Origin of the sequence: Tenuifilum sp. 4138str, assembly GCF_041102575.1 — a bacterium.
Taxonomy (GTDB): domain Bacteria; phylum Bacteroidota; class Bacteroidia; order Bacteroidales; family Tenuifilaceae; genus Tenuifilum; species Tenuifilum osseticum.
This window is the reverse complement of the sequence record NZ_JBGCUE010000001.1, coordinates 389,043-407,142: the sequence shown is the minus strand read 5'-3', so window position 1 is coordinate 407,142 and position 18,100 is coordinate 389,043. Positions and strand designations below refer to the sequence as shown.

The following is an 18,100-nucleotide window of genomic DNA, read 5'->3' as shown; positions in this document are numbered from 1 at the left end:
ATTTACTTACGTTTTAGAGTATCTTCCAGATCCTCAATTAGCGAAAATGTTTTCTCGTAAATATCAGTCATTTGCGAATGCTCTGCCATTGGGGCAAAACGCGCATATTCGCAAGTCTCAACTATGGAACGGAAAGTAGAAATTCTGTCGGCATCAACACCCTGTTGGGTTAGCTTCTCCGATGCATTATCGAGGCTTAGCGATGCCAAAGGAATATTGAGCTTATCGGACACATACCCCCAAATAGCTTTATGGATCTCCTCAAAGAACTGGGCATTATTGTTCTGCTCAAGTAGTTGCGACGCCATTTTGAGTCGTTTCTGGGCTACCTTGCTTGCCCTCCGGGTTTTAACCAAGGCTACATCTTGCATTCGCTGGCGATAGCGACGGAATAGATACGAAAATGTAATGAATATTGCAATTAGTAATATGTATAGAAGTTGATAGTAACCCGACGTAACCCAAAAGGCAGATTTTGATTTGAAAGCAGAGCTTGATGTTTTAATAAATCGAATATCTTTCCCGATAAACTTGATATCTTCCTTGCCAAAACTTGCAACCATAACATTGCCAGTGCTTGACGAATCGGCACTTACGGCAACAGAAATAGTTGATGTTTTAAGGGTTATATAAGATTCCTTATCAGGGTCAAAATAAGAAAACACAGCCGGTTCTATGCTGAAATTACCGCCAGCTCTTGGTATGCAAACATACTCGTATGTTTTGCTACCCATTGTATTACCCTCATCAACCGAAATGTTCTCGGAAATTTTTGGGTCAAAAACTTCAAATGTTGAGGGGAAATTAAGTTTTGGGTTCCCAATTAGCTTAAGGTTTCCTTTCCCTGATATTTTAAACCTGTAGGTAAAAGCATCGTTAGCTTTAAGGCTATTCTTATCAACCGATGCATCAATTTTGAAGTTACCAACAGCTCCAGTGTAACCTTGTGGCTCAGGCAATGGTAGTTTTTTGATATTTATACTAACCGGTTTACTAACAAGGCGTTTACGGTATGTTTCGAACCCTCCACCAAAAAACTCGTCGAAAATAGAACGCGGGCCAGATCTAGGCCCCTGGTAAACCACTAACAACTCAAAGGGATCAATTTCAATTTTATCAGCTTTCTGAGGGAAAAGGAGGTAACGGCGAATTACGCCCGCATTATAAATTTTGCCATTCACATTGGCACGCTCAAAGTTGACATTTGGAGAACTTTTAATCTCCTGGCTCCAAAAACCATCGAATGCAGGAAATTTAGCATCTTCAAAAGCCAAAATGCTTACCCGGGTATATATCTTTATTACTGCCTCAATGGGTTCGCCCACATAGGCTGATTTCCTGGTAAGTTCAATGGTAACAAACAGCTCATCGCCCGGTAGATCATCGGCTTGAGTTTCCCTAACGCTTCGCGATGCTGGCTGGCTGGCTCTGCTTGCTGCACTCCCCGATGATGTTTTTACCACCTCTACTGTAATAGGATTTGAGCGAATACGCTCTTTGCCCACAACAGCCTCAGCAGGCTCAATGGTAAATTTCCCCTCCTTGTTTGCAACAAGTATGTATGTGTAGGTATAGGATTGACTCTGGGTAACTTTACCGTTAATCACCTCAATACTAGTGCTACTGGATGTACTAGGACCAGCCAATATATCAAAATCAACAATTGAGGGAGCCTTAAACTCTGATGGTTTAGCATTTAAAGTAAACGATAAGCTGAACTGCTCACCCACTTCAACCAGATTTGGTGCGTATGCCTGTAAGGTTACTTCCTGGGACAGTAAGTAACCACTGATGAAAAGCAATAGTATTCCGCTTAGGTATCGTTTCATAGGGTTTACCAGTTTTTGATTGAAGCCCCCGAAACCGGCTTGGCTTGTTTTTTATTTAGTTTATCCTGAATGTCCTTTTCGCGTTGCTGTAATGCCTGTAGCATTCGCTCTGCATCCTCTTTCGAAATCTTGGGTTGTTGTTGTTGGTTATTTTTATTCTGGTTATTCTGTTGATTGTCCTGTTTATTGTTGTTATTATCCTTTTTATCTTCCTTTTTGTCTTGCTTTTTATCGTCTTTCTGATCCTTGTTATCCTTACTATCGGTGTTATTGTTTTGCTGCTGATTGTTGTTCTGGTTCTGCTGGTTCTGCATCATTCTAAGTGCCTCAGAAAGGTTATACTTAGCGTCAATATCGTTTGGATTATACCTGAGGGCCATTTTATAGGCATCGGCGCTTTCCTTAAACTTATTTTGCTTGAAAAGCGAATTCCCTCTATTGTAATAAATCATTGACTTATCAGCATCGGAAAGGGCGGATGTGTTTATGCCATTAAAGATTGAATCGGAATCAGAGAATTTGTTTTGCTTGTAGAGGGCATCGCCAAGGTTGAAGTTTGCCTTGAAGGAATGCTTATTCCTCTCAAGTGCTTCACGGTATTGTACTTCGGACTCCAAATAATCGTTTTTACTATATGCCCTATTACCACGTCGTATTAGCTTATGCTCACTTTGAGCAAAAGTGTTAACCGTGAGTCCAGCTAAAAGAATGATAAGTACAATATCTTTTCTCATATCTCCTCCCTTGTTTTATCGGTACCAAAAAGGTTTACCTTTGATAAAAGCGAAGTTTTACGGTCAAGGACGATTATTTCAGCAAATAAAAGCGCAATGGCGATAGCCAATATATACTGATACTGCTCATTGTACTCGGAGTAAACCTTATCCTTAATTGCTTTACGGTCAACCTTTTTAAGCGACTCATAAATTGGCAATAAACCAAACTGGGTATTTGAAGCCCTAACATACCTCCCGTTAGCGGTAACAGCAATTTTTGTTAGGGTTTCCTCATCCAATCGGGTAATAACTACCTTCCCATCGGCATCTTTAAGGAACTCCTGATTATTCCCTAGGGGAATAGGTGCCCCTTCAGGAGAACCAATGCCAATGGTGTAGATAGAAATGCCGTTTTCGGCAGCCATTGCTGCAGCTTCAATAGGATCGTCGGTATGGTTTTCGCCATCGGAAATTAAAACTATCACCTTTCCGGTATTTGCATTGGGCGAAAAGGAATTTACCGCCAGCTCAATAGCCCTGCCTATGGCAGTTCCCTGCTTAGGAACCATTCCTGGGTTTATTGATGACAAAAAGAGTTTAGCCGATGCATAATCGTTGGTAACGGGGAGTTGAATGTAGGCATCGCCAGCAAAAACTATCAATCCAATACGGTCGTTGTTAAACCTATCGATAAGCTGCGAAATGGCTTGTTTGGCACGCTCAATACGATTTGGTTTGATATCCTGTGCTAGCATGCTATTGGAAACATCAAGGGCAATAATCATCTCCATACCCTTGCGTTTTACCTCGGTAAGCTTGGCACCTACCTGTGGGCCAGCAAGTGCAATAATGATAATAATGTATGCAGCAGTGGCAATGATAAACTTAATCCAGTAGCGCTTGAACGAATGCCCTGGCATTAATTTTAGGATGGTTTTGTATATGCCAAAACTAGTAATCCACTGCTTTTGCTTACGAACGGAATACCAGAATAATCCAATAATTACTGGTATAAGCAGTAAGAGATAAAGATATTCTGGGTTAGAAAAACGAAACATGGCAATCCTAAAATTAAATTCCTAATAAATAAGTTCTACGTAGAACAAATTCCAGTAAAAGCAAAATAAAGGCTGCCAATAACCAGCCGCGATACTTTTCCTCGCGCTTAGCATACTCATTAACCTCTATTTTTGATTTTTCCATCTGGTCAATTTTCTGGTAAACCTGTTCAAGCGCCTTATTGTTTGTTGCTCTGAAGTATTCGCCACCAGTCATCTGAGCAATACCTTTCAGCAAATCTTCATCAATTTCAACCTGCACATCCTGGTAACGGGTTCCAAAGGGGGTTTGAACGGGATAAGGAGCCGTTCCATATGTCCCTACCCCAATGGTGTAAACCCTAATACCAAAGGTTTTTGCCATTTCGGCTGCGGTCATTGGCGCTATCTCACCACGGTTATTAACCCCATCGGTGAGGAGGATTATCACCTTACTTTTAGCATCGCTATCCTTTAAACGGGAAATAGCTGTGGCTAATCCGGAGCCTATAGCTGTGCCATCCTCAAGCACACCAATATCTACAGCTTTAAACTGATTAATCAGAGTTGCTCTGTCGGTAGTTAATGGGCAAAGGGTAAAACTTTCACCTGCAAAAATTACGAGTCCAATTCGGTCGTTTGCTCGGCCACTTATAAAATTAATGCCCAAACTCTTTGCAGCCTCAAGCCTATCGGGCTTAAAATCACGGGCGAGCATACTACCCGATACATCGAGCGATAACACAATATCAATACCTTCGGTGGTAACGTTCCGTTGGATATTAGTTGATTGTGGCCTGGCCAAAGCAACAATGGCCAATGCCAATGCTAACATTCTTAAAGCAAAGGGTAAATGCCGCAAATATACCTTTACTGACTTGCCCGTATTATCAAAGTGTTTAGCTGTTGAAATTACAAGCGCAGCCCTCGATTTATGTAACCTGTAAATATACCACCCCACTAAAGCTGGAATTAGCAGTAACAGGTATAAAAGCTTTGGGTTTGCATAAACTACTAAAAGCATAACCGGTTAGTTTGAATCGCTGGTTGATAAATCGGTATTATCGGCACTCTTTATCTCATCAGTTGGATTTTCACCATCGTTGGAACTTTCAATAGGTTTAGTGCTGTTTACAAAATTGATTGCAAAGCTCAAAAAGCGACGGTTCTCATCGATGGTAGTTACATGCTTAGCAAATTTTACCAGGTCGGAAGTAAAGAGCAACTCGCGAAGGGTTTCAATGTAGGGAGAAAAGTCGAAATCAAGCCTAGCTATTTCAGAAAGAATCTCGCTTGTAGTTTGCTCAGGAGCATTAATCTGAAAACGGCCTTCCAGGTAATTCCGAAGAATATCGATTAGCTTGGTATAGAACAGTTTGGGATTGTCCGAAGCCCACTCCCTATTCTCCTCAAGCAGCATCAACTCCCTAAGAGCAACAACATGAGCGGGTTCTTTTGGCTTAAAGATATTGAGGAATGGCTTATTTTGCTTGCGACTATGCAAGTACATAACAAGCAGAACAATAATTGCAGCTAAGAGTAAGCCTAATCCGGCCCAAGGAGCCACCTCCGAAAATCGGATTGGTTCCTTTATTGGGGGCTTAATATCCTTGATATCCTTAAGGGTGGTGTCGCGCGGAACAAGCTTTACGAATACGCTATCGGTGGTTACCCACGTAGTATCAACACTACCACCATGCTTGACCAAAACCGGGAACTTAGAAACACTAACATTTCCGGGAGAAAATGCCGTAACAGGAAGTTTAAAGCTGTAGCTACGGGTATTATTTTTAATAGTTGAATCAATAATAGGTTTACCAATAATGTATATCCCCCCGGGTAAAGTATCGGCTAGTACTGGTAAGGATACCGAAAACTTTCCTTTCCCATTAGCCATAACAACAAACTCCACCCTATCACCTATCAGTATTGTATCGGCTTTTAGTACAGCCTTTATTTCTAGTTGCTCAATCTGAGCATCGACGTTAAGGGTTACTAGCAAAAAAACTAAAAAAACGAACCTTATCAACTTCATTTCGACCTCCTTTTGAAAAGCAACATTAGGGGTTTTACGTAATCCTCGTCGGTTCGTACCGATACCCAATCTACCTTAGCTTTGGTAAAAGTTTGTTTCAGATTTTCAGTAGTGATATTCCACCATTGGCTGTAATGGTTTTGCACCAGTTTGTTTGCTGTGTCAATCCAAATGTCATTACCTGTTTCAGCATCGGTGAAGCGGACAAGGCCAACGGATGGAAGTTGAGTTTCGCGATCATCGTAAATCCGTATAGCCACAACATCGTGCTTATTGTTAGCAATGCTAATGGCATCGTTAAACCTTGGTTGGTTATTCTGTTCATTAAAATCAATGAAATCGCTCAGTACAAAAGCAGTGCTTCGCTTTTTTATGGCGTTTGTCAAGAACCTAAGCGCCTCAGCAATATTTGTTTCCTTGCCCGACGGCTCAAAATTCAGCAATTCGCTTATTATTCGGAGAATGTGTTTACTACCCTTCTGGGGTGGAATAAATTTTTCCACCTTATCGGAAAAGAGAATAACCCCAATTTTATCGTTATTTTGAATGGCCGAAAAGGCAAGCACAGCAGCAACCTCAGCTATTACATGCCTTTTAAAGTGTTGGGTGGAGCCAAAGTTCTGCGAACCGCTAACATCGATAAGAAGCATAACAGTAAGTTCACGCTCCTCCTCAAAAACCTTAACATAGGGTTGGTTGTAACGAGCAGTAACGTTCCAGTCGATACTGCGAATATCGTCACCTACCCTATACTCGCGAACCTCGCTAAAGGCCATACCGCGCCCCTTAAAAGCGCTATGGTATTGACCGGCAAATATTTGGCGGGTTAATCCCCTTGTTTTAATCTCAATACGTCGAACTTTTTTCAGAAGTTCTGCTGTTTCCACGGCTATACCTATTTAGTGTGAGGCCTGATGGTAAGGGTAAGAAACCATTTCCCTTTTATCAGGGTTAAATCGTAACTCTTGCCCTCCTTTACTTCAAGCCACTTATTGGTTGATACCTGTTGATATTTGCTATTCAGTTCATTCACAACCTGATCGTAAAGCCACGTGTTATACATTCTAGATACCGCAGTGCAAAAGCCATCAGTATCAATCATGAAAAGTATGGTCTGCTCATCGAGGGTATTAACGTACTTCAAAAAGCTCCGGTCGTCGACATTCACCTCCTTTTCAAAGTAGAAACCTTTATTCTCCTGCGGCATCCGTTTGGCTATTTCATCCTTGTGCAAGCCAATGTAATTCTGAGCGCTAGCTGATAGGCTCAAGAAAGCGACTGCTACTGAAAGGAATATGATAGCCAATGGCTTCATGGTTTCTATGGAACCTCTATCGTGTTAAGTATTTCAGTAATAATATCCTCCGATGTAATGTTTTCGGCCTCGGCCTCGTAGGTTAATCCAATACGATGACGCAAAACATCGAAACATACAGCGCGAACATCCTCAGGAATAACGTATCCACGACGTTTAATAAAGGCGTAAGCCTTTGAAGCCAACCCAAGGCTAATGGATGCACGAGGTGAGGCTCCATAGGAAATCATGGGTTCAAATCGCTGCAGGTTATACTGTGCCGGATAGCGAGTTGCGAACACTATATCCAGAATATACTTTTCAATTTTCTCATCCATGTAAACCTCACGAACAACCTGACGCGCCTTCACAATATCGGTGGGTTTTAGGACTTTTTCTGGTTTTGGGAACTGCAAGGCCAGATTTTCGCGCATGATAAGGCGTTCCTCCTCCAGCTTTGGATAACCAATTTTGACCTTAAGCATGAAACGGTCGACCTGTGCCTCGGGAAGCGGATAGGTTCCTTCCTGTTCAATTGGATTTTGGGTTGCCAAAACCAGGAAAGGTTCTTCGAGCTTGTAGGTTTCGTCGCCAATGGTTACCTGACGTTCCTGCATGGCCTCAAGCAAAGCGCTCTGAACCTTAGCTGGAGCACGGTTAATTTCATCGGCAAGTATAAAGTTTGCAAAGATTGGCCCTTTTTTAACGGTAAATTGTTCGGATTTGGGGCTGTAAATAAGTGTTCCAATAAGGTCGGCAGGAAGCAAATCGGGGGTGAACTGAATACGGTTAAACTTTACATCGATGATGTTTGCCAAAGTATTTATGGCAAGCGTTTTGGCTAAGCCAGGAACACCTTCAAGTAGAATGTGTCCATCGGCAAGTAATCCAACCAGTAACGACTCAACAAGGTGTTTTTGGCCAACAATTACCTTGCCCATTTCAATGTTGATAATGTCAACAAAGGAACTTTCAAGTCTTATCCTCTCATTTAGCTCCTTAATGTCAAGGGTCGATTGAACACTCATAAAAATATCTTTTTAAAATTTGTTTAACCTTATATGAAACCTCAATTGCAAATATGATAATAAATAGATGCCTGCGATGTTAATTTTCGTTAAATGAAATTTTAGCTGTAATAAAGGTAGTTAAAGGCTTTCAGACACTTTTATAATTGATTTTTAAATAAATCCAAGTACCATGAATTAACTTTTAGAGGAATGAGTCGGAATGAGTCGGAATAGAGAGAATATGATGGAGTTAGATGAAGTTAGATGGAGTTAGAGGAAGTTAGAGGAACTTTGAGTCCGTTAAACGTGAACCGTTAGCTGTGAAACGCAATGTTTGTGGCGGGAATGAGTCGGAATAGAAAGAATATGATGAAGTTAGAGGAAGTTAGAGGAAGTTAGAAGAAGTTAGAAGAAGTTAGAAGAAGTTAGAGGAAGTTTGAACCCGTTAAACGTGAACCGTGAGCCGTGAAACGCAATGTTTGTGGCGGGAATGAGTCGGAATAGAGAGAACATGATGGAGTTAGATGGAGTTAGAGGAAGTTAGAAGAAGATAGAAGAAGATAGAAGAAGATAGAAGAAGTTAGAGGAACTTTGAGTCCGTTAAACGTGAACCGTGAGCCGTGAAACGCAAGATTTGAGGCGGGAATGAGACGGAATGAATCGGAATGGACAGAATATGATGGAGTTAGAGGAAGTTAGTGGAAGTTAGAGGAAGTTAGAGGAAGTTAGAGGAATAGTAAAAAGTGAACAGCTAAACCAAACGACCATGAATTAACAAGTTCAACCGGGCTAATAAAAATGTGGATACAGAAACATTTTTAGAGGAAATTCGTCAATAGAAAAATTCTATGGACGAATCTCGGAAATATTTCAAAATAGCTTTATATACGAGTATATTTGTTGTGTAATTTAAAGCAAAGTAGATTGTTGAACAGGAGTCAGATGAGCCTTTTTTTACATGTTTCTTTTAAATACATAGTGAGCAAACGATGTCATAAAGGAAGATCAAAAGCAAGTATAATGGCAATAAATAGATATTTCATTTACCTATCGTACAGGGGAACAAACTATCATGGCTGGCAGATTCAGGAAAACGCCACCAGTGTCCAGAACTTAGTAAATAATGCTTTGAGTATACTGCTAAAGGAAAACATTCAAACCATAGGTGCAGGTAGAACCGATACGGGCGTTCATGCCAGGTTCTATGTGGCGCATTTCGATTCTGTAGCCAGCAATTTGGAATCAGACAGTAAGTTTTTGCACAGCTTAAACAGAATTTTACCCAACGATATTGCCATTCATCAAATTAAAAAGGTAAACCCGAGCGCGAATGCCCGTTTCGATGCCACCTTAAGGGGTTATGAGTATGTGATTTGCCGTAACAAAGATCCCTTTTGGATTGGCCTATCGTGGTTTTACGATGCTCAACTAAACGTTGATAATATGCAGCTGGCAGCACAACAGTTAATGAACTATACCGATTTTACGAGCTTTAGCAAGGTTGGCTCCGAAACAAAAACCAATAACTGCCAAATATATAAAGCGGAATGGAACGAGAGTGGCAACCTGCTCATATTTACCATTGAGGCTAACCGGTTTTTACGCAACATGGTACGTGCCATTGTAGGCACCCTAATTGATGTGGGAAGAGGAAAAATAACACCAGACGAGTTTGCCCAAGTAATTGAGAAGCGCGATAGAAAATTGGCCGGAACCTCTGCTCCGGCCGAGGGGTTATACCTTACAAGGATAGAGTATCCTGATAATCTAATATAGCTTGCTTACCTGCAGGGTTGATGTTCCTCCCGCAAAAGGTCGTTTACAGTTTTAACTGGCGAGAATGTTGCCAAGGGTACTTCAACAAAAATGGTATTCCAGTTGCTCATGGCCCCATTCCAAAGCCCCGGAAGCTCTAACGCCTTGAGCTGTTTACCATCCTTGCTCTTTACTGAAATAAAGCCGGTTTGCGGATCGCGGTAGTTGAGCAGGTTAAACTTATTCCCTTTAAAATCAATGAATGAGCATACTATATCAACAGGGTTGAAATGGGTTGATTCATTCAGGATAGCTTTAGAAGTAGGGTCGTTCATATCTATCTGTGAACTTTCAACAATCTGAAGCGATGTTGTGCCATCGGGATTAACTGCCCAGAATGGGCCACCACCGGGTTCCCCCTCATTTTTAACCATACCGCACACCCTAATTGGCCTATTAAGTACGCTAAACAGATACTTGTTCAGCTCCGCAGGGTCTGAGGTATTTAACGATGCCGGTGGTATAACACAGAGCTCATCGCGGGTAAAGTCAAGAATTGCCAAAAGCTCGTCAACCGACAGGTTTTGGCTTTCGAGCTCTTGTAGGTATTTATAAATAATACCTCGGTAGCTAAGCAGCATTCCCGCAAGTGCTTTTTTATAACGAACGGTTAGCGGTTTAAGATGGTCTGGAGCAACGTTGTCGATATTCTTAATGAACACCAATTCGTGGCCTAAATCGTTGAGATTCTCAATTAATGCACCATGCCCGCCGGGGCGAAAAAGTAGAGTGCCATCATCGTTACGGAAAGGATTATTATCCATATCAACCGCAATAGTGTCGGTTGATGGCTTTTGAACCGAGTAGGTAATGTTAAGGGTTACCTCATAGTGGTTTTCGTAGTATGGCTTTACGCGTTCAATCAGCTGCTCAAAGCCAGCAATGTGTTCGGGCGACACCGTAAGGTGAATATTTACGTTACCATGCTGGTCGCGAACATACTGTGCCCCCTCAACCAGATGCTCCTCCATGGCAGTACGAGCAATATCGCCATACTTATGGAATAGGATAAGCGCTTTTGGCAGATTTCCGTAATTTAGCCCCTCGGAACCTAGCAGAGTATTTACAATGGGCATATAATCCTTACTATCAATAAGTTCATCCATCTTATAACCCTGCATCCAGAGTTCATTGTAAAGCTTGTCGAAAAATGGGAACTCTTTTATTCTCTCGAAAAAGGTGAAAACGGTATTAAAACCTTTATCGTTAAAACACTCCAACCCTTTTACCGGGTAATCGGACTGAAACTCATAGAGATGTTTAAACATACGGGTTGCCGCACCCGATGCAGGAACAAACTTAACCCTACTACCCTCAAAATCGCGGTACATTTCAATGAGGCTATCAAGTTCCTCTCCATCCAACCGAATTATCCCGTTGCCCACGGTAGCGGGTTTAACCAACTTCATGTAAGGGAAGCCCTTTTTAAATGATTGAATTTGCTGCTCAACCATTTCGGGAGTTATTCCCTTTCGCTGCATCTGCTCAATATCCTGCTGGCTATACATAGTGTTATTTTTTGGGTTCTATTTTATTAAAACTTTCATAATGAATGGGAAAGAAAATTAATTTTAAATTTATTAAATTTTTCCCCATTCAAACATCAACCGGCACAAGTTTTTTCCATTACTGGCGTTGGCTATTTCAACAATGCTCTCATCTTGCGAATTTTGAAAACGTGATGCAATTATGCTATCGTTTGCTTTACCTTCAGCATTAAAGTTAACCACAACCCTTTTGGGAAAATAGCTTTTAAAATGCTCAATGCTAAAGGTATTATAGGCCCAATCGATATACCTAACATTATTAACGTGTTGATTCATATCTATATCGCCAATGCGAACATCAAATTTTTCCGAAAATTCAGGGCTAACGCTTTGTTCAACCAGTTTGGTTGCATTGCGCCCTAATGAACTTCTAGTTGCATAATCGAAATCGGAATACCACTCAGCCCTTACTGGCCGACGGGTTTGAATGTTAAGAACCAACCAGCTCGATGAAGCAGCAATAATTTTATTTCCTAAATGGTCATAAACCTCAAAATCGCGTAAGGCAAAAATTCCATCAACTCCCCTAGGCCAGGTTAACAGAACTACCTCATCGGTCCATGCAGGTAACTTGTATATTTCAGCCTCAACACGCGACAGGGCCCAAAACCAACCCTTCTGCAACAGATGCTCCCAGCCATAACCCAGTAAATGAGCATGCTCCCAGGCAATCTCCTGCAAGTAATTAAACAGGGCCGTAACTGTTAACCTTTGGTTAAAATCCACCTCGTACGAATGAACCTTTAGCTTATGCCTGTGGTATTTTGGGAATTGATAGGTATCAAAATTCATCAAACTAGACTATTTGGATGAGAACTTTTCCATAAAACGTTTACTGTCGATAATGTAGCGGGTATGGGTACCCCTGCCAATTTCGCCTTCACTATCCCATGCCACCACATCAAAAACAAGCTTTTTGCCATCAACCTCTTTAAGAGTGGCCTTACTGTGAACTTCCCAACCTAAAGGTGTAGCCTTGGTGTGTTTAACACAAATCTCAGTACCAACGGTATTGAACCCATGGGGCAGATGTGGTAAAACAGCATTAAGAGCTGCCTTTTCCATGAGCGCCACCATAGCGGGTGTGGCAAAAACATCAACAAGGCCTGAGCCGTATTTTGATGCAGTGTTATCCTTTGTAACCATTTCGGTTGCAGTAAATTCAATGCCAAGGGGAATGTTAAACTCCATACCATTAGTGTTTTTAGTGCTTTTACAAAGATATGAACAATTTTCAACTTAGCCCATTTATTTCTATTTTTGCATGTAAACCAAGTTAAGCAACCATGAGCAAGGTGATAATTGAAAAGTTAACGGATGAACAAATTAACAAAATGGGCATAAAGAATTGGCCTATTTGGACTAAGGAAATATCTACTTTTGATTGGTATTACGATACCGACGAGGAATGCCTGATTCTTGATGGTGAGGTAGATGTAAAAACCGACGAGGGTACCTACACTGTTAGGACAGGCGACTTTGTTACCTTTAAGAAAGGGTTAAAATGTGTTTGGACGGTTAAAAAGCCTATTCGGAAACATTACAACTTTAAGTAATGCCTTCCTGCTCAGGAAAGGTTATTGCTTTCAATGGTTTTAAATAAAAAAGAGACGTTTTTTTAACGTCTCCTTTTCATTTTATCTTCAGGTATTTTTCTACTTAACGCTCTCTGCAATTTTCTGAGCTAACAAATCGAACTGCAAAAGCTTTTCGGCATTAGGTTTGCCATATATCTCGGCAGGTTCAGCAACTAGTTCAAGTTTGGCTTCCTCAGCAAACTTAAGTAGGTTTTTCACTCCACCGCCATTCCAGCTGTAGCTGCCAAAAAGAGCCAACTTTTTATTTTTTATTCCCATATGAGTTAGCTCACGGGTAAGCTGCTCCATAAGAGGAAACATTTCCGAGTTATATGCGCATGACCCCAAAACAAGTCCACGATATTTCCAGATTTCGTTAATCAAATGGCTAATGTGGGTGCGAGAAACATCGTGTATGCGAATGTTCTTAATACCATTCTCTGCCACTTTACGGCCTATGTAATCGGCAATAGCTTCCGTATTACCGTACATTGATGCAAAAATGATAACAACGCCCTCCTCAGCCTCGTAACGGCTCCACCGGTCGTACAGTTCAATTACTTTATTGGGGTTTGAGCGCCAAACGGGGCCATGAGTAGGTGCAATCACCTTTACGGGTACATCCTTAAGCTTTGCAAAAGCTTTTTGCACCATATTGCTGTATTTCCCTACTATATTTGAGTAATAGCGGCGCATCTCATCCTCAAAGAAATCAAAGTTGATTTCATCATCAAAAATACCGCCATCTAACGCGCCAAAGCTGCCAAAGGCATCGCCGGAGAAAAGGATTTGTTCGGTTTGATCGAAGGTCATCATGGTTTCGGGCCAATGCACCCAGGGAGTCATCACAAATTTCAGCTTGTGGAAACCAAGGTCAAGGGTATCGCCATCATCTACCTGTATTAGGTTTTCATTAATACCCCAGTAAGCTTCAACCATCTTAAAAGTTTTGGCATTTCCAACCAGCTTAACCCCTTTAAATTGCTCAAAAATCTCTTTAATCTCCCCGGAATGGTCGGGCTCCATATGGTTAATAATCAGGTAGTCGAGCGTACGTCCATTAAGTAAAGCCTTTATACGCTCAATGTAATTACCGGCCGCCCGATCCTCTATGGTATCGATCAGAGCGGTTTTATCATCAGCAATCAGGTATGAATTGTAGGAAACGCCCCTATCCAAAGGCCAGATGTTCTCAAAAAGCCTCTTACGTCGATCGTTCACCCCTATCCAGTGAACCTTTCCAACAACAGGGATATTGTAATACATAATGCTTAAGTATTTTTTGTTTTTAATCTTATGGCAAAAGTAGAAAGTTAAAGTGATTTGTTAAACAACTAGCAGGTTGTTAAAAATCAATCTAAATAAAAATAGTATTTTAATAATAAGTAAGAATCCTCATGTAATAGTTAATACCTTTTAAATCCTAAAAAATCAAAAAAGGCCGCCCTATGAGGACAGCCTCTTTTTTACTCTTGAAAACTTTACTTATTGTTTAAGTAGATTGAGAACTCCCAAGGTTTTAGTGTTACTCTCTCATCCTTTGTGAACTCTTTAGAGCTATTGCTGAAACACTCAACATAGCTGGTATTCAAATGCGCATCGCCAGTAAAGTTAAAGGTCTGTTCCTTGGCCGATAGGTTGAAAATAGCAAAAAGCTTTTGAGTTTCATTTTCGCGTGTAAATGCGAAAATTGAGCTGTCGGCAGTGGTTGTTATTCGGAAAATGTCGGCTCCCTGCTCTGCGGCATCAAGAACCTTTGCGGACTTCTTTAACGCAGTGAGTTTTTTGTAAAAATCAGTCAAACCTTTACTATCGGTCCAGTCAACCTGGTCCTTTTCAAAAAACTGTAGCCTATGGTTTAGGCCAACCTCCTGGCCGGTATAAATTAGAGGCATCCCATCAATAACAAATGTGAGTGCAGCCATGGTTTTAACCGCATCGCCCATACGTTCAAACTCAGTTCCATTCCATGAGTTCTCATCGTGGTTGGTGATAAAATTCATTTTAATGGTATTCTTAGGATAAGTGGCTGCTTTTTTGAGCAGGTATTGCTCCAGCTCAACAACAGATTTCTTGCCCTGAGCAATACCATTCATAATATGATGGAACTCCCAGGCATAATCAGCATCAAACGCATATTTCTGTAGTTCAGGGGTTTCGGCCTCAGCAAGCATGAAAATGGGTTTGCCAAGCTGGTTAAGCTCAGCACGAGCCTCGTTCCAGAAATCGGTTGGAACCTCAGCGGCCACATCGCACCTAAATCCATCGAGGTCAATATCGTTAATCCAATACTTAAGCATGTCAATCATGTAACGGCGTAGTTCAGGTTTTGAGTAGTCCAACTTAGCCACGTCGGTCCAATCAAATGGTGAAACAACCCTACCCGATGAATCGCGCACGTACCAATCGGGATGCTCAGTTAAGAGAACTGCATCGTGGGAGGTGTGGTTTGCTACAATGTCAATTATCACCTTCATACCCAGCTCATGAGCCTTGGCAACAACTGACTTAAAGTCGTCGAGTGTTCCGAACTCGGGGTTAATGCCGTAGTAATCCTTTACGGAGTAGTAGCTTCCTAGCGTTCCTTTACGGTTCTCAACTCCAATGGGATGAATTGGCATGAACCAAAGGATATCAACCCCTAAATCTTTTAGGCGAGGCAGGTGTTGCTCAAAGGCTTTGAATGTTCCTTCCGGTGTGTATTGCCTAACATTTACCTCGTAAATGGTAGCATTGTAAACCCAATTGGCATGTTCTACGCGGAATGGCTCAGCTTCCTTAGGTTGCTGCTTACACGAGGCAAATACCATTGTTGCAGCAATTAGGGCTGCAAACAAAATGTTTCTCAAGCTAAATAGATTCTTTTGTCTCATATCGCTATTGGTTTATTTGAAATTGATTTATCAGCTTTCACACGTTTGCGAAAAGGAAATACCCGTAATTACAGGCCTTTGCTAATTTAGGAATAATTTTATATGATTTCTACTATTTGAAATAAAAAAATCTGTAACTTGTTTGAGTTCAAAATCTCCCTAACCTAAATCTTAAATAAAATGAAACTAAAAGTTCAACATCAGGAACGATACTCTAGGTTAGAATTGCTCCTGAGAACATTTTTCGGCTGGCTGTACATTCTACTGCCACACGGTTTCCTCCTATTTTTTGTATCTATTTGGGCTCTAATCCTACAGATTGTAGCATTTTGGGCAATACTATTTACTGGCAAATACCCCAAAGGTCTTTTTGACTTTCAGGTAGGACTATTGCGATGGAACTTACGTTTGAACGCCAGGGTATTAAACATATCCGATGGATACCCTTCGTTTGGCATTAATGGAACCGATGAGTATACCTCATTAGAGGTTGAATACCCTGAAAGGGTAAGCCGTGCATTAATGCTGGTTCGTTTCTTTTTTGGTTGGCTTTATGTTTACATTCCACACCTCTTTATTTTGTTCTTTAGGCAAATATTTGTAGGTGTTATTATCATTTTGGCATGGTTGATAGTGCTAATTACAGGTAAATACCCCAGAGAGTTACACAGTTGGGTTGTGGGACAACTTAGATGGATGACACGTGTTGGATTATACATGGGCTACATGACCGATGTTTACCCCGCCTTTACCGGCGATGAATTAGATTCAGAGAAGTAGCTTACAAACATCATTTTTGTATTTTTGCCAAGGCATCGGTTTAATACGATGCCTTTTTTTTAAAAAATAGTTGTGAATATGAATTCAATAGTAGTATCGCGCCCAAAAAGTGAAAAGTATTATTCCGAAAACAAAATCAAAATCTTAATTGATGGTCAGTCAAGGGGCAAAATTGGCCAAGGCGAATCGCTTACCGTTGAACTTCCTGATGGGGAACACACTTTTAGGGCCACAACTACTTTTAAAATGGGTAGTAGCGAAATTACTGTTAATACCCAGAAAGAAACCAACATTGAGGTTAGTGTAAACCCAAACTTCAACTTCACCCCAACAATGGCTTTAACAGCAGTTCCGTTTTTTCTAATAGTTTTCTTCAATTATGATAATGTATGGGTAAGGATTACATTAGGGGCTCTGATGGCTGCTACAATATTCTTGTTCATACGGATGCTAATAAAAGGGAAAACTGAGGCAATAGACATAAAAGTAAAGGATTAACCAATATGGGAATAAAAAAGGCCAGCTCAATATTTGCCGGCCTTTTTTGTTTTTGGTAAAATATTATTTAAGAGCATCCTTCATGGTTTGGCCAATATTTGCAGGCGACTCCACTACATGAATACCGCATTCACGCATAATCTTCATTTTAGCAGCAGCGGTATCGTCGGCACCACCAATAATAGCCCCAGCATGACCCATACGGCGACCTTTGGGAGCAGTTTGTCCAGCAATAAAGCCCACAACAGGCTTAGTTCCATGCTCCTTAATCCAGCGAGCAGCATCGGTTTCCATGCTACCGCCAATCTCACCTATCATCACAATACCATGGGTATCGGGATCGGCCATGAGTAGCTTAACAGCTTCGAGCGTGGTTGTTCCAATTACTGGATCGCCCCCAATTCCAATGCATGTGCTTTGACCCAACCCCAACTTGGTAAGCTGATCAACAGCTTCGTAGGTTAATGTGCCAGAACGCGATACAACGCCAACATGTCCCTTTTTATGAATAAAACCTGGCATTATCCCAACCTTAGCCTCTTCGGGAGTTATTACGCCAGGACAGTTAGGTCCAACTAAGAGGGTCTCGGGGTAATCAGCAAGGAAGTGCTTAACCTTAACCATATCGTTTGTGGGAATACCTTCAGTAATACAAACGATTACCTTTATTCCAGCAGCGGCAGCTTCCATAATGCCATCGGCAGCAAAAGCCGGGGGTACAAATATTACCGATACATCGGCACCGGTTTCTTTCACTGCTTCGGAAACAGTATTGAACACAGGCCTATCGAGATGTGTTTGTCCTCCCTTGCCCGGAGTTACTCCACCCACAACGTTGGTTCCATACTCAATCATCTGGGTAGCGTGAAAAGTGCCTTCACCTCCAGTAAAGCCCTGAACAATTACACGTGAACTTTTATTGACTAATACACTCATATCATGGATTTTGTTGAATTGTTAATCGTAAAAATACAACACGTATTGCGACCTCAAACCTACATTATTTTGTCAAAAAAAGCAACTAAAACATACTGTATAACATATTGAAAAAACTAGATTGTTTAGTTTGAATTTTGTATCTTGGGAAAA

The 18,100-nt window shown here is 41.2% G+C and carries 18 protein-coding genes; 4 read left to right on the top strand and 14 right to left on the bottom strand.

Annotation, left to right across the window (positions count from 1 at the left end; all coding sequences use genetic code 11):
* Positions 1-2: 2 nt before the first annotated feature.
* From AB6811_RS01745 to AB6811_RS01710, 8 genes are read right to left on the bottom strand one after another with little or no spacing between them, the layout of a single operon-like run.
* The gene (locus AB6811_RS01745) at positions 3-1,829 is read right to left on the bottom strand and encodes a BatD family protein (RefSeq protein WP_369488482.1); all 1,827 of its coding nucleotides are present in this window, start codon (positions 1,827-1,829) and stop codon (positions 3-5) included.
* Positions 1,830-1,834: 5 nt separating this feature from the next.
* Positions 1,835-2,563 (bottom strand): tetratricopeptide repeat protein, encoded by a 729-nt coding sequence (locus AB6811_RS01740; protein ID WP_369488481.1) that lies wholly within the window; start codon positions 2,561-2,563, stop codon positions 1,835-1,837.
* A complete protein-coding gene (locus AB6811_RS01735; RefSeq protein ID WP_369488480.1) occupies positions 2,560-3,603 on the bottom strand; it encodes a VWA domain-containing protein in 1,044 nt (347 codons plus the stop codon). The genes AB6811_RS01740 and AB6811_RS01735 overlap by 4 nt, the downstream gene beginning before the upstream one ends.
* 13 nt (positions 3,604-3,616) lie before the next feature.
* Positions 3,617-4,606: a vWA domain-containing protein gene (locus AB6811_RS01730; RefSeq protein ID WP_369488479.1), complete on the bottom strand. Its 990-nt coding sequence runs from the start codon at positions 4,604-4,606 to the stop codon at positions 3,617-3,619.
* 6 nt (positions 4,607-4,612) lie between these two features.
* On the bottom strand, positions 4,613-5,617 hold the full coding sequence (locus AB6811_RS01725) for a hypothetical protein (RefSeq protein ID WP_369488478.1): 1,005 nt from the start codon (positions 5,615-5,617) through the stop codon (positions 4,613-4,615).
* The gene (locus AB6811_RS01720) at positions 5,614-6,504 is read right to left on the bottom strand and encodes a DUF58 domain-containing protein (protein ID WP_369488477.1); all 891 of its coding nucleotides are present in this window, start codon (positions 6,502-6,504) and stop codon (positions 5,614-5,616) included. Before AB6811_RS01720 ends, AB6811_RS01725 begins: the two co-directional genes overlap by 4 nt.
* A gap of 8 nt (positions 6,505-6,512) precedes the next feature.
* A complete protein-coding gene (locus tag AB6811_RS01715; protein WP_369488475.1) occupies positions 6,513-6,932 on the bottom strand; it encodes a hypothetical protein in 420 nt (139 codons plus the stop codon).
* Between the two features lie 5 nt (positions 6,933-6,937).
* Positions 6,938-7,939 carry an AAA family ATPase gene (locus AB6811_RS01710; protein ID WP_369488474.1) on the bottom strand — a complete coding sequence of 334 codons (1,002 nt, stop codon included), beginning with the start codon at positions 7,937-7,939 and terminating at the stop codon, positions 6,938-6,940.
* 1,002 nt (positions 7,940-8,941) lie between these two features.
* Between AB6811_RS01710 and truA the strand changes: the two genes are divergently transcribed.
* The gene (truA, locus tag AB6811_RS01705) at positions 8,942-9,697 is read left to right on the top strand and encodes a tRNA pseudouridine(38-40) synthase TruA (RefSeq protein ID WP_369488473.1); all 756 of its coding nucleotides are present in this window, start codon (positions 8,942-8,944) and stop codon (positions 9,695-9,697) included.
* Between the two features lie 5 nt (positions 9,698-9,702).
* On the opposite strand, the gene AB6811_RS01700 is transcribed toward truA, so the two are convergent.
* From AB6811_RS01700 to AB6811_RS01690, 3 genes are all read right to left on the bottom strand, one after another.
* Complete coding sequence (locus AB6811_RS01700; RefSeq protein ID WP_369488472.1) at positions 9,703-11,244, bottom strand: DUF4301 family protein; 1,542 nt, start codon at positions 11,242-11,244, stop codon at positions 9,703-9,705.
* Between the two features lie 72 nt (positions 11,245-11,316).
* A complete protein-coding gene (locus AB6811_RS01695; RefSeq protein WP_369488471.1) occupies positions 11,317-12,075 on the bottom strand; it encodes an acyl-[acyl-carrier-protein] thioesterase in 759 nt (252 codons plus the stop codon).
* Positions 12,076-12,084: 9 nt separating this feature from the next.
* Positions 12,085-12,474: a thioesterase family protein gene (locus tag AB6811_RS01690; protein WP_369488470.1), complete on the bottom strand. Its 390-nt coding sequence runs from the start codon at positions 12,472-12,474 to the stop codon at positions 12,085-12,087.
* Positions 12,475-12,569: 95 nt separating this feature from the next.
* Between AB6811_RS01690 and AB6811_RS01685 the strand changes: the two genes are divergently transcribed.
* Positions 12,570-12,839, top strand: coding sequence for a cupin domain-containing protein (locus AB6811_RS01685; RefSeq protein ID WP_369488469.1), 270 nt, complete (start codon positions 12,570-12,572; stop codon positions 12,837-12,839).
* A gap of 99 nt (positions 12,840-12,938) precedes the next feature.
* On the opposite strand, the gene AB6811_RS01680 is transcribed toward AB6811_RS01685, so the two are convergent.
* Together AB6811_RS01680 and AB6811_RS01675 are read right to left on the bottom strand one after the other, a co-directional pair.
* Positions 12,939-14,126, bottom strand: a complete 1,188-nt coding sequence (locus AB6811_RS01680) for an FprA family A-type flavoprotein (protein ID WP_369488468.1) — start codon at positions 14,124-14,126, stop codon at positions 12,939-12,941.
* Positions 14,127-14,341: 215 nt separating this feature from the next.
* A complete protein-coding gene (locus AB6811_RS01675) occupies positions 14,342-15,733 on the bottom strand; it encodes an alpha-amylase family glycosyl hydrolase (RefSeq protein ID WP_369488467.1) in 1,392 nt (463 codons plus the stop codon).
* A gap of 180 nt (positions 15,734-15,913) precedes the next feature.
* Between AB6811_RS01675 and AB6811_RS01670 the strand changes: the two genes are divergently transcribed.
* Together AB6811_RS01670 and AB6811_RS01665 are read left to right on the top strand one after the other, a co-directional pair.
* Positions 15,914-16,513, top strand: a complete 600-nt coding sequence (locus tag AB6811_RS01670) for a DUF4389 domain-containing protein (RefSeq protein WP_369488466.1) — start codon at positions 15,914-15,916, stop codon at positions 16,511-16,513.
* Positions 16,514-16,591: 78 nt separating this feature from the next.
* Positions 16,592-17,011, top strand: a complete 420-nt coding sequence (locus tag AB6811_RS01665) for a hypothetical protein (protein ID WP_369488465.1) — start codon at positions 16,592-16,594, stop codon at positions 17,009-17,011.
* Between the two features lie 63 nt (positions 17,012-17,074).
* On the opposite strand, the gene sucD is transcribed toward AB6811_RS01665, so the two are convergent.
* A complete protein-coding gene (sucD, locus tag AB6811_RS01660) occupies positions 17,075-17,947 on the bottom strand; it encodes a succinate--CoA ligase subunit alpha (RefSeq protein WP_369488464.1) in 873 nt (290 codons plus the stop codon).
* Positions 17,948-18,100: the final 153 nt, after the last annotated feature.

Coding starts and splice junctions, on each gene's coding strand:
- AB6811_RS01745 (WP_369488482.1), bottom strand. CDS start 1,829: ATGAAACGATACCTAAGCGGAATACTATTGCTTTTCATCAGTGGTTAC.
- AB6811_RS01740 (WP_369488481.1), bottom strand. CDS start 2,563: ATGAGAAAAGATATTGTACTTATCATTCTTTTAGCTGGACTCACGGTT.
- AB6811_RS01735 (WP_369488480.1), bottom strand. CDS start 3,603: ATGTTTCGTTTTTCTAACCCAGAATATCTTTATCTCTTACTGCTTATA.
- AB6811_RS01730 (WP_369488479.1), bottom strand. CDS start 4,606: ATGCTTTTAGTAGTTTATGCAAACCCAAAGCTTTTATACCTGTTACTG.
- AB6811_RS01725 (WP_369488478.1), bottom strand. CDS start 5,617: ATGAAGTTGATAAGGTTCGTTTTTTTAGTTTTTTTGCTAGTAACCCTT.
- AB6811_RS01715 (WP_369488475.1), bottom strand. CDS start 6,932: ATGAAGCCATTGGCTATCATATTCCTTTCAGTAGCAGTCGCTTTCTTG.
- AB6811_RS01710 (WP_369488474.1), bottom strand. CDS start 7,939: ATGAGTGTTCAATCGACCCTTGACATTAAGGAGCTAAATGAGAGGATA.
- truA (WP_369488473.1), top strand. CDS start 8,942: ATGGCAATAAATAGATATTTCATTTACCTATCGTACAGGGGAACAAAC.
- AB6811_RS01700 (WP_369488472.1), bottom strand. CDS start 11,244: ATGTATAGCCAGCAGGATATTGAGCAGATGCAGCGAAAGGGAATAACT.
- AB6811_RS01695 (WP_369488471.1), bottom strand. CDS start 12,075: ATGAATTTTGATACCTATCAATTCCCAAAATACCACAGGCATAAGCTA.
- AB6811_RS01690 (WP_369488470.1), bottom strand. CDS start 12,474: ATGGAGTTTAACATTCCCCTTGGCATTGAATTTACTGCAACCGAAATG.
- AB6811_RS01685 (WP_369488469.1), top strand. CDS start 12,570: ATGAGCAAGGTGATAATTGAAAAGTTAACGGATGAACAAATTAACAAA.
- AB6811_RS01680 (WP_369488468.1), bottom strand. CDS start 14,126: ATGTATTACAATATCCCTGTTGTTGGAAAGGTTCACTGGATAGGGGTG.
- AB6811_RS01675 (WP_369488467.1), bottom strand. CDS start 15,733: ATGAGACAAAAGAATCTATTTAGCTTGAGAAACATTTTGTTTGCAGCC.
- AB6811_RS01670 (WP_369488466.1), top strand. CDS start 15,914: ATGAAACTAAAAGTTCAACATCAGGAACGATACTCTAGGTTAGAATTG.
- AB6811_RS01665 (WP_369488465.1), top strand. CDS start 16,592: ATGAATTCAATAGTAGTATCGCGCCCAAAAAGTGAAAAGTATTATTCC.
- sucD (WP_369488464.1), bottom strand. CDS start 17,947: ATGAGTGTATTAGTCAATAAAAGTTCACGTGTAATTGTTCAGGGCTTT.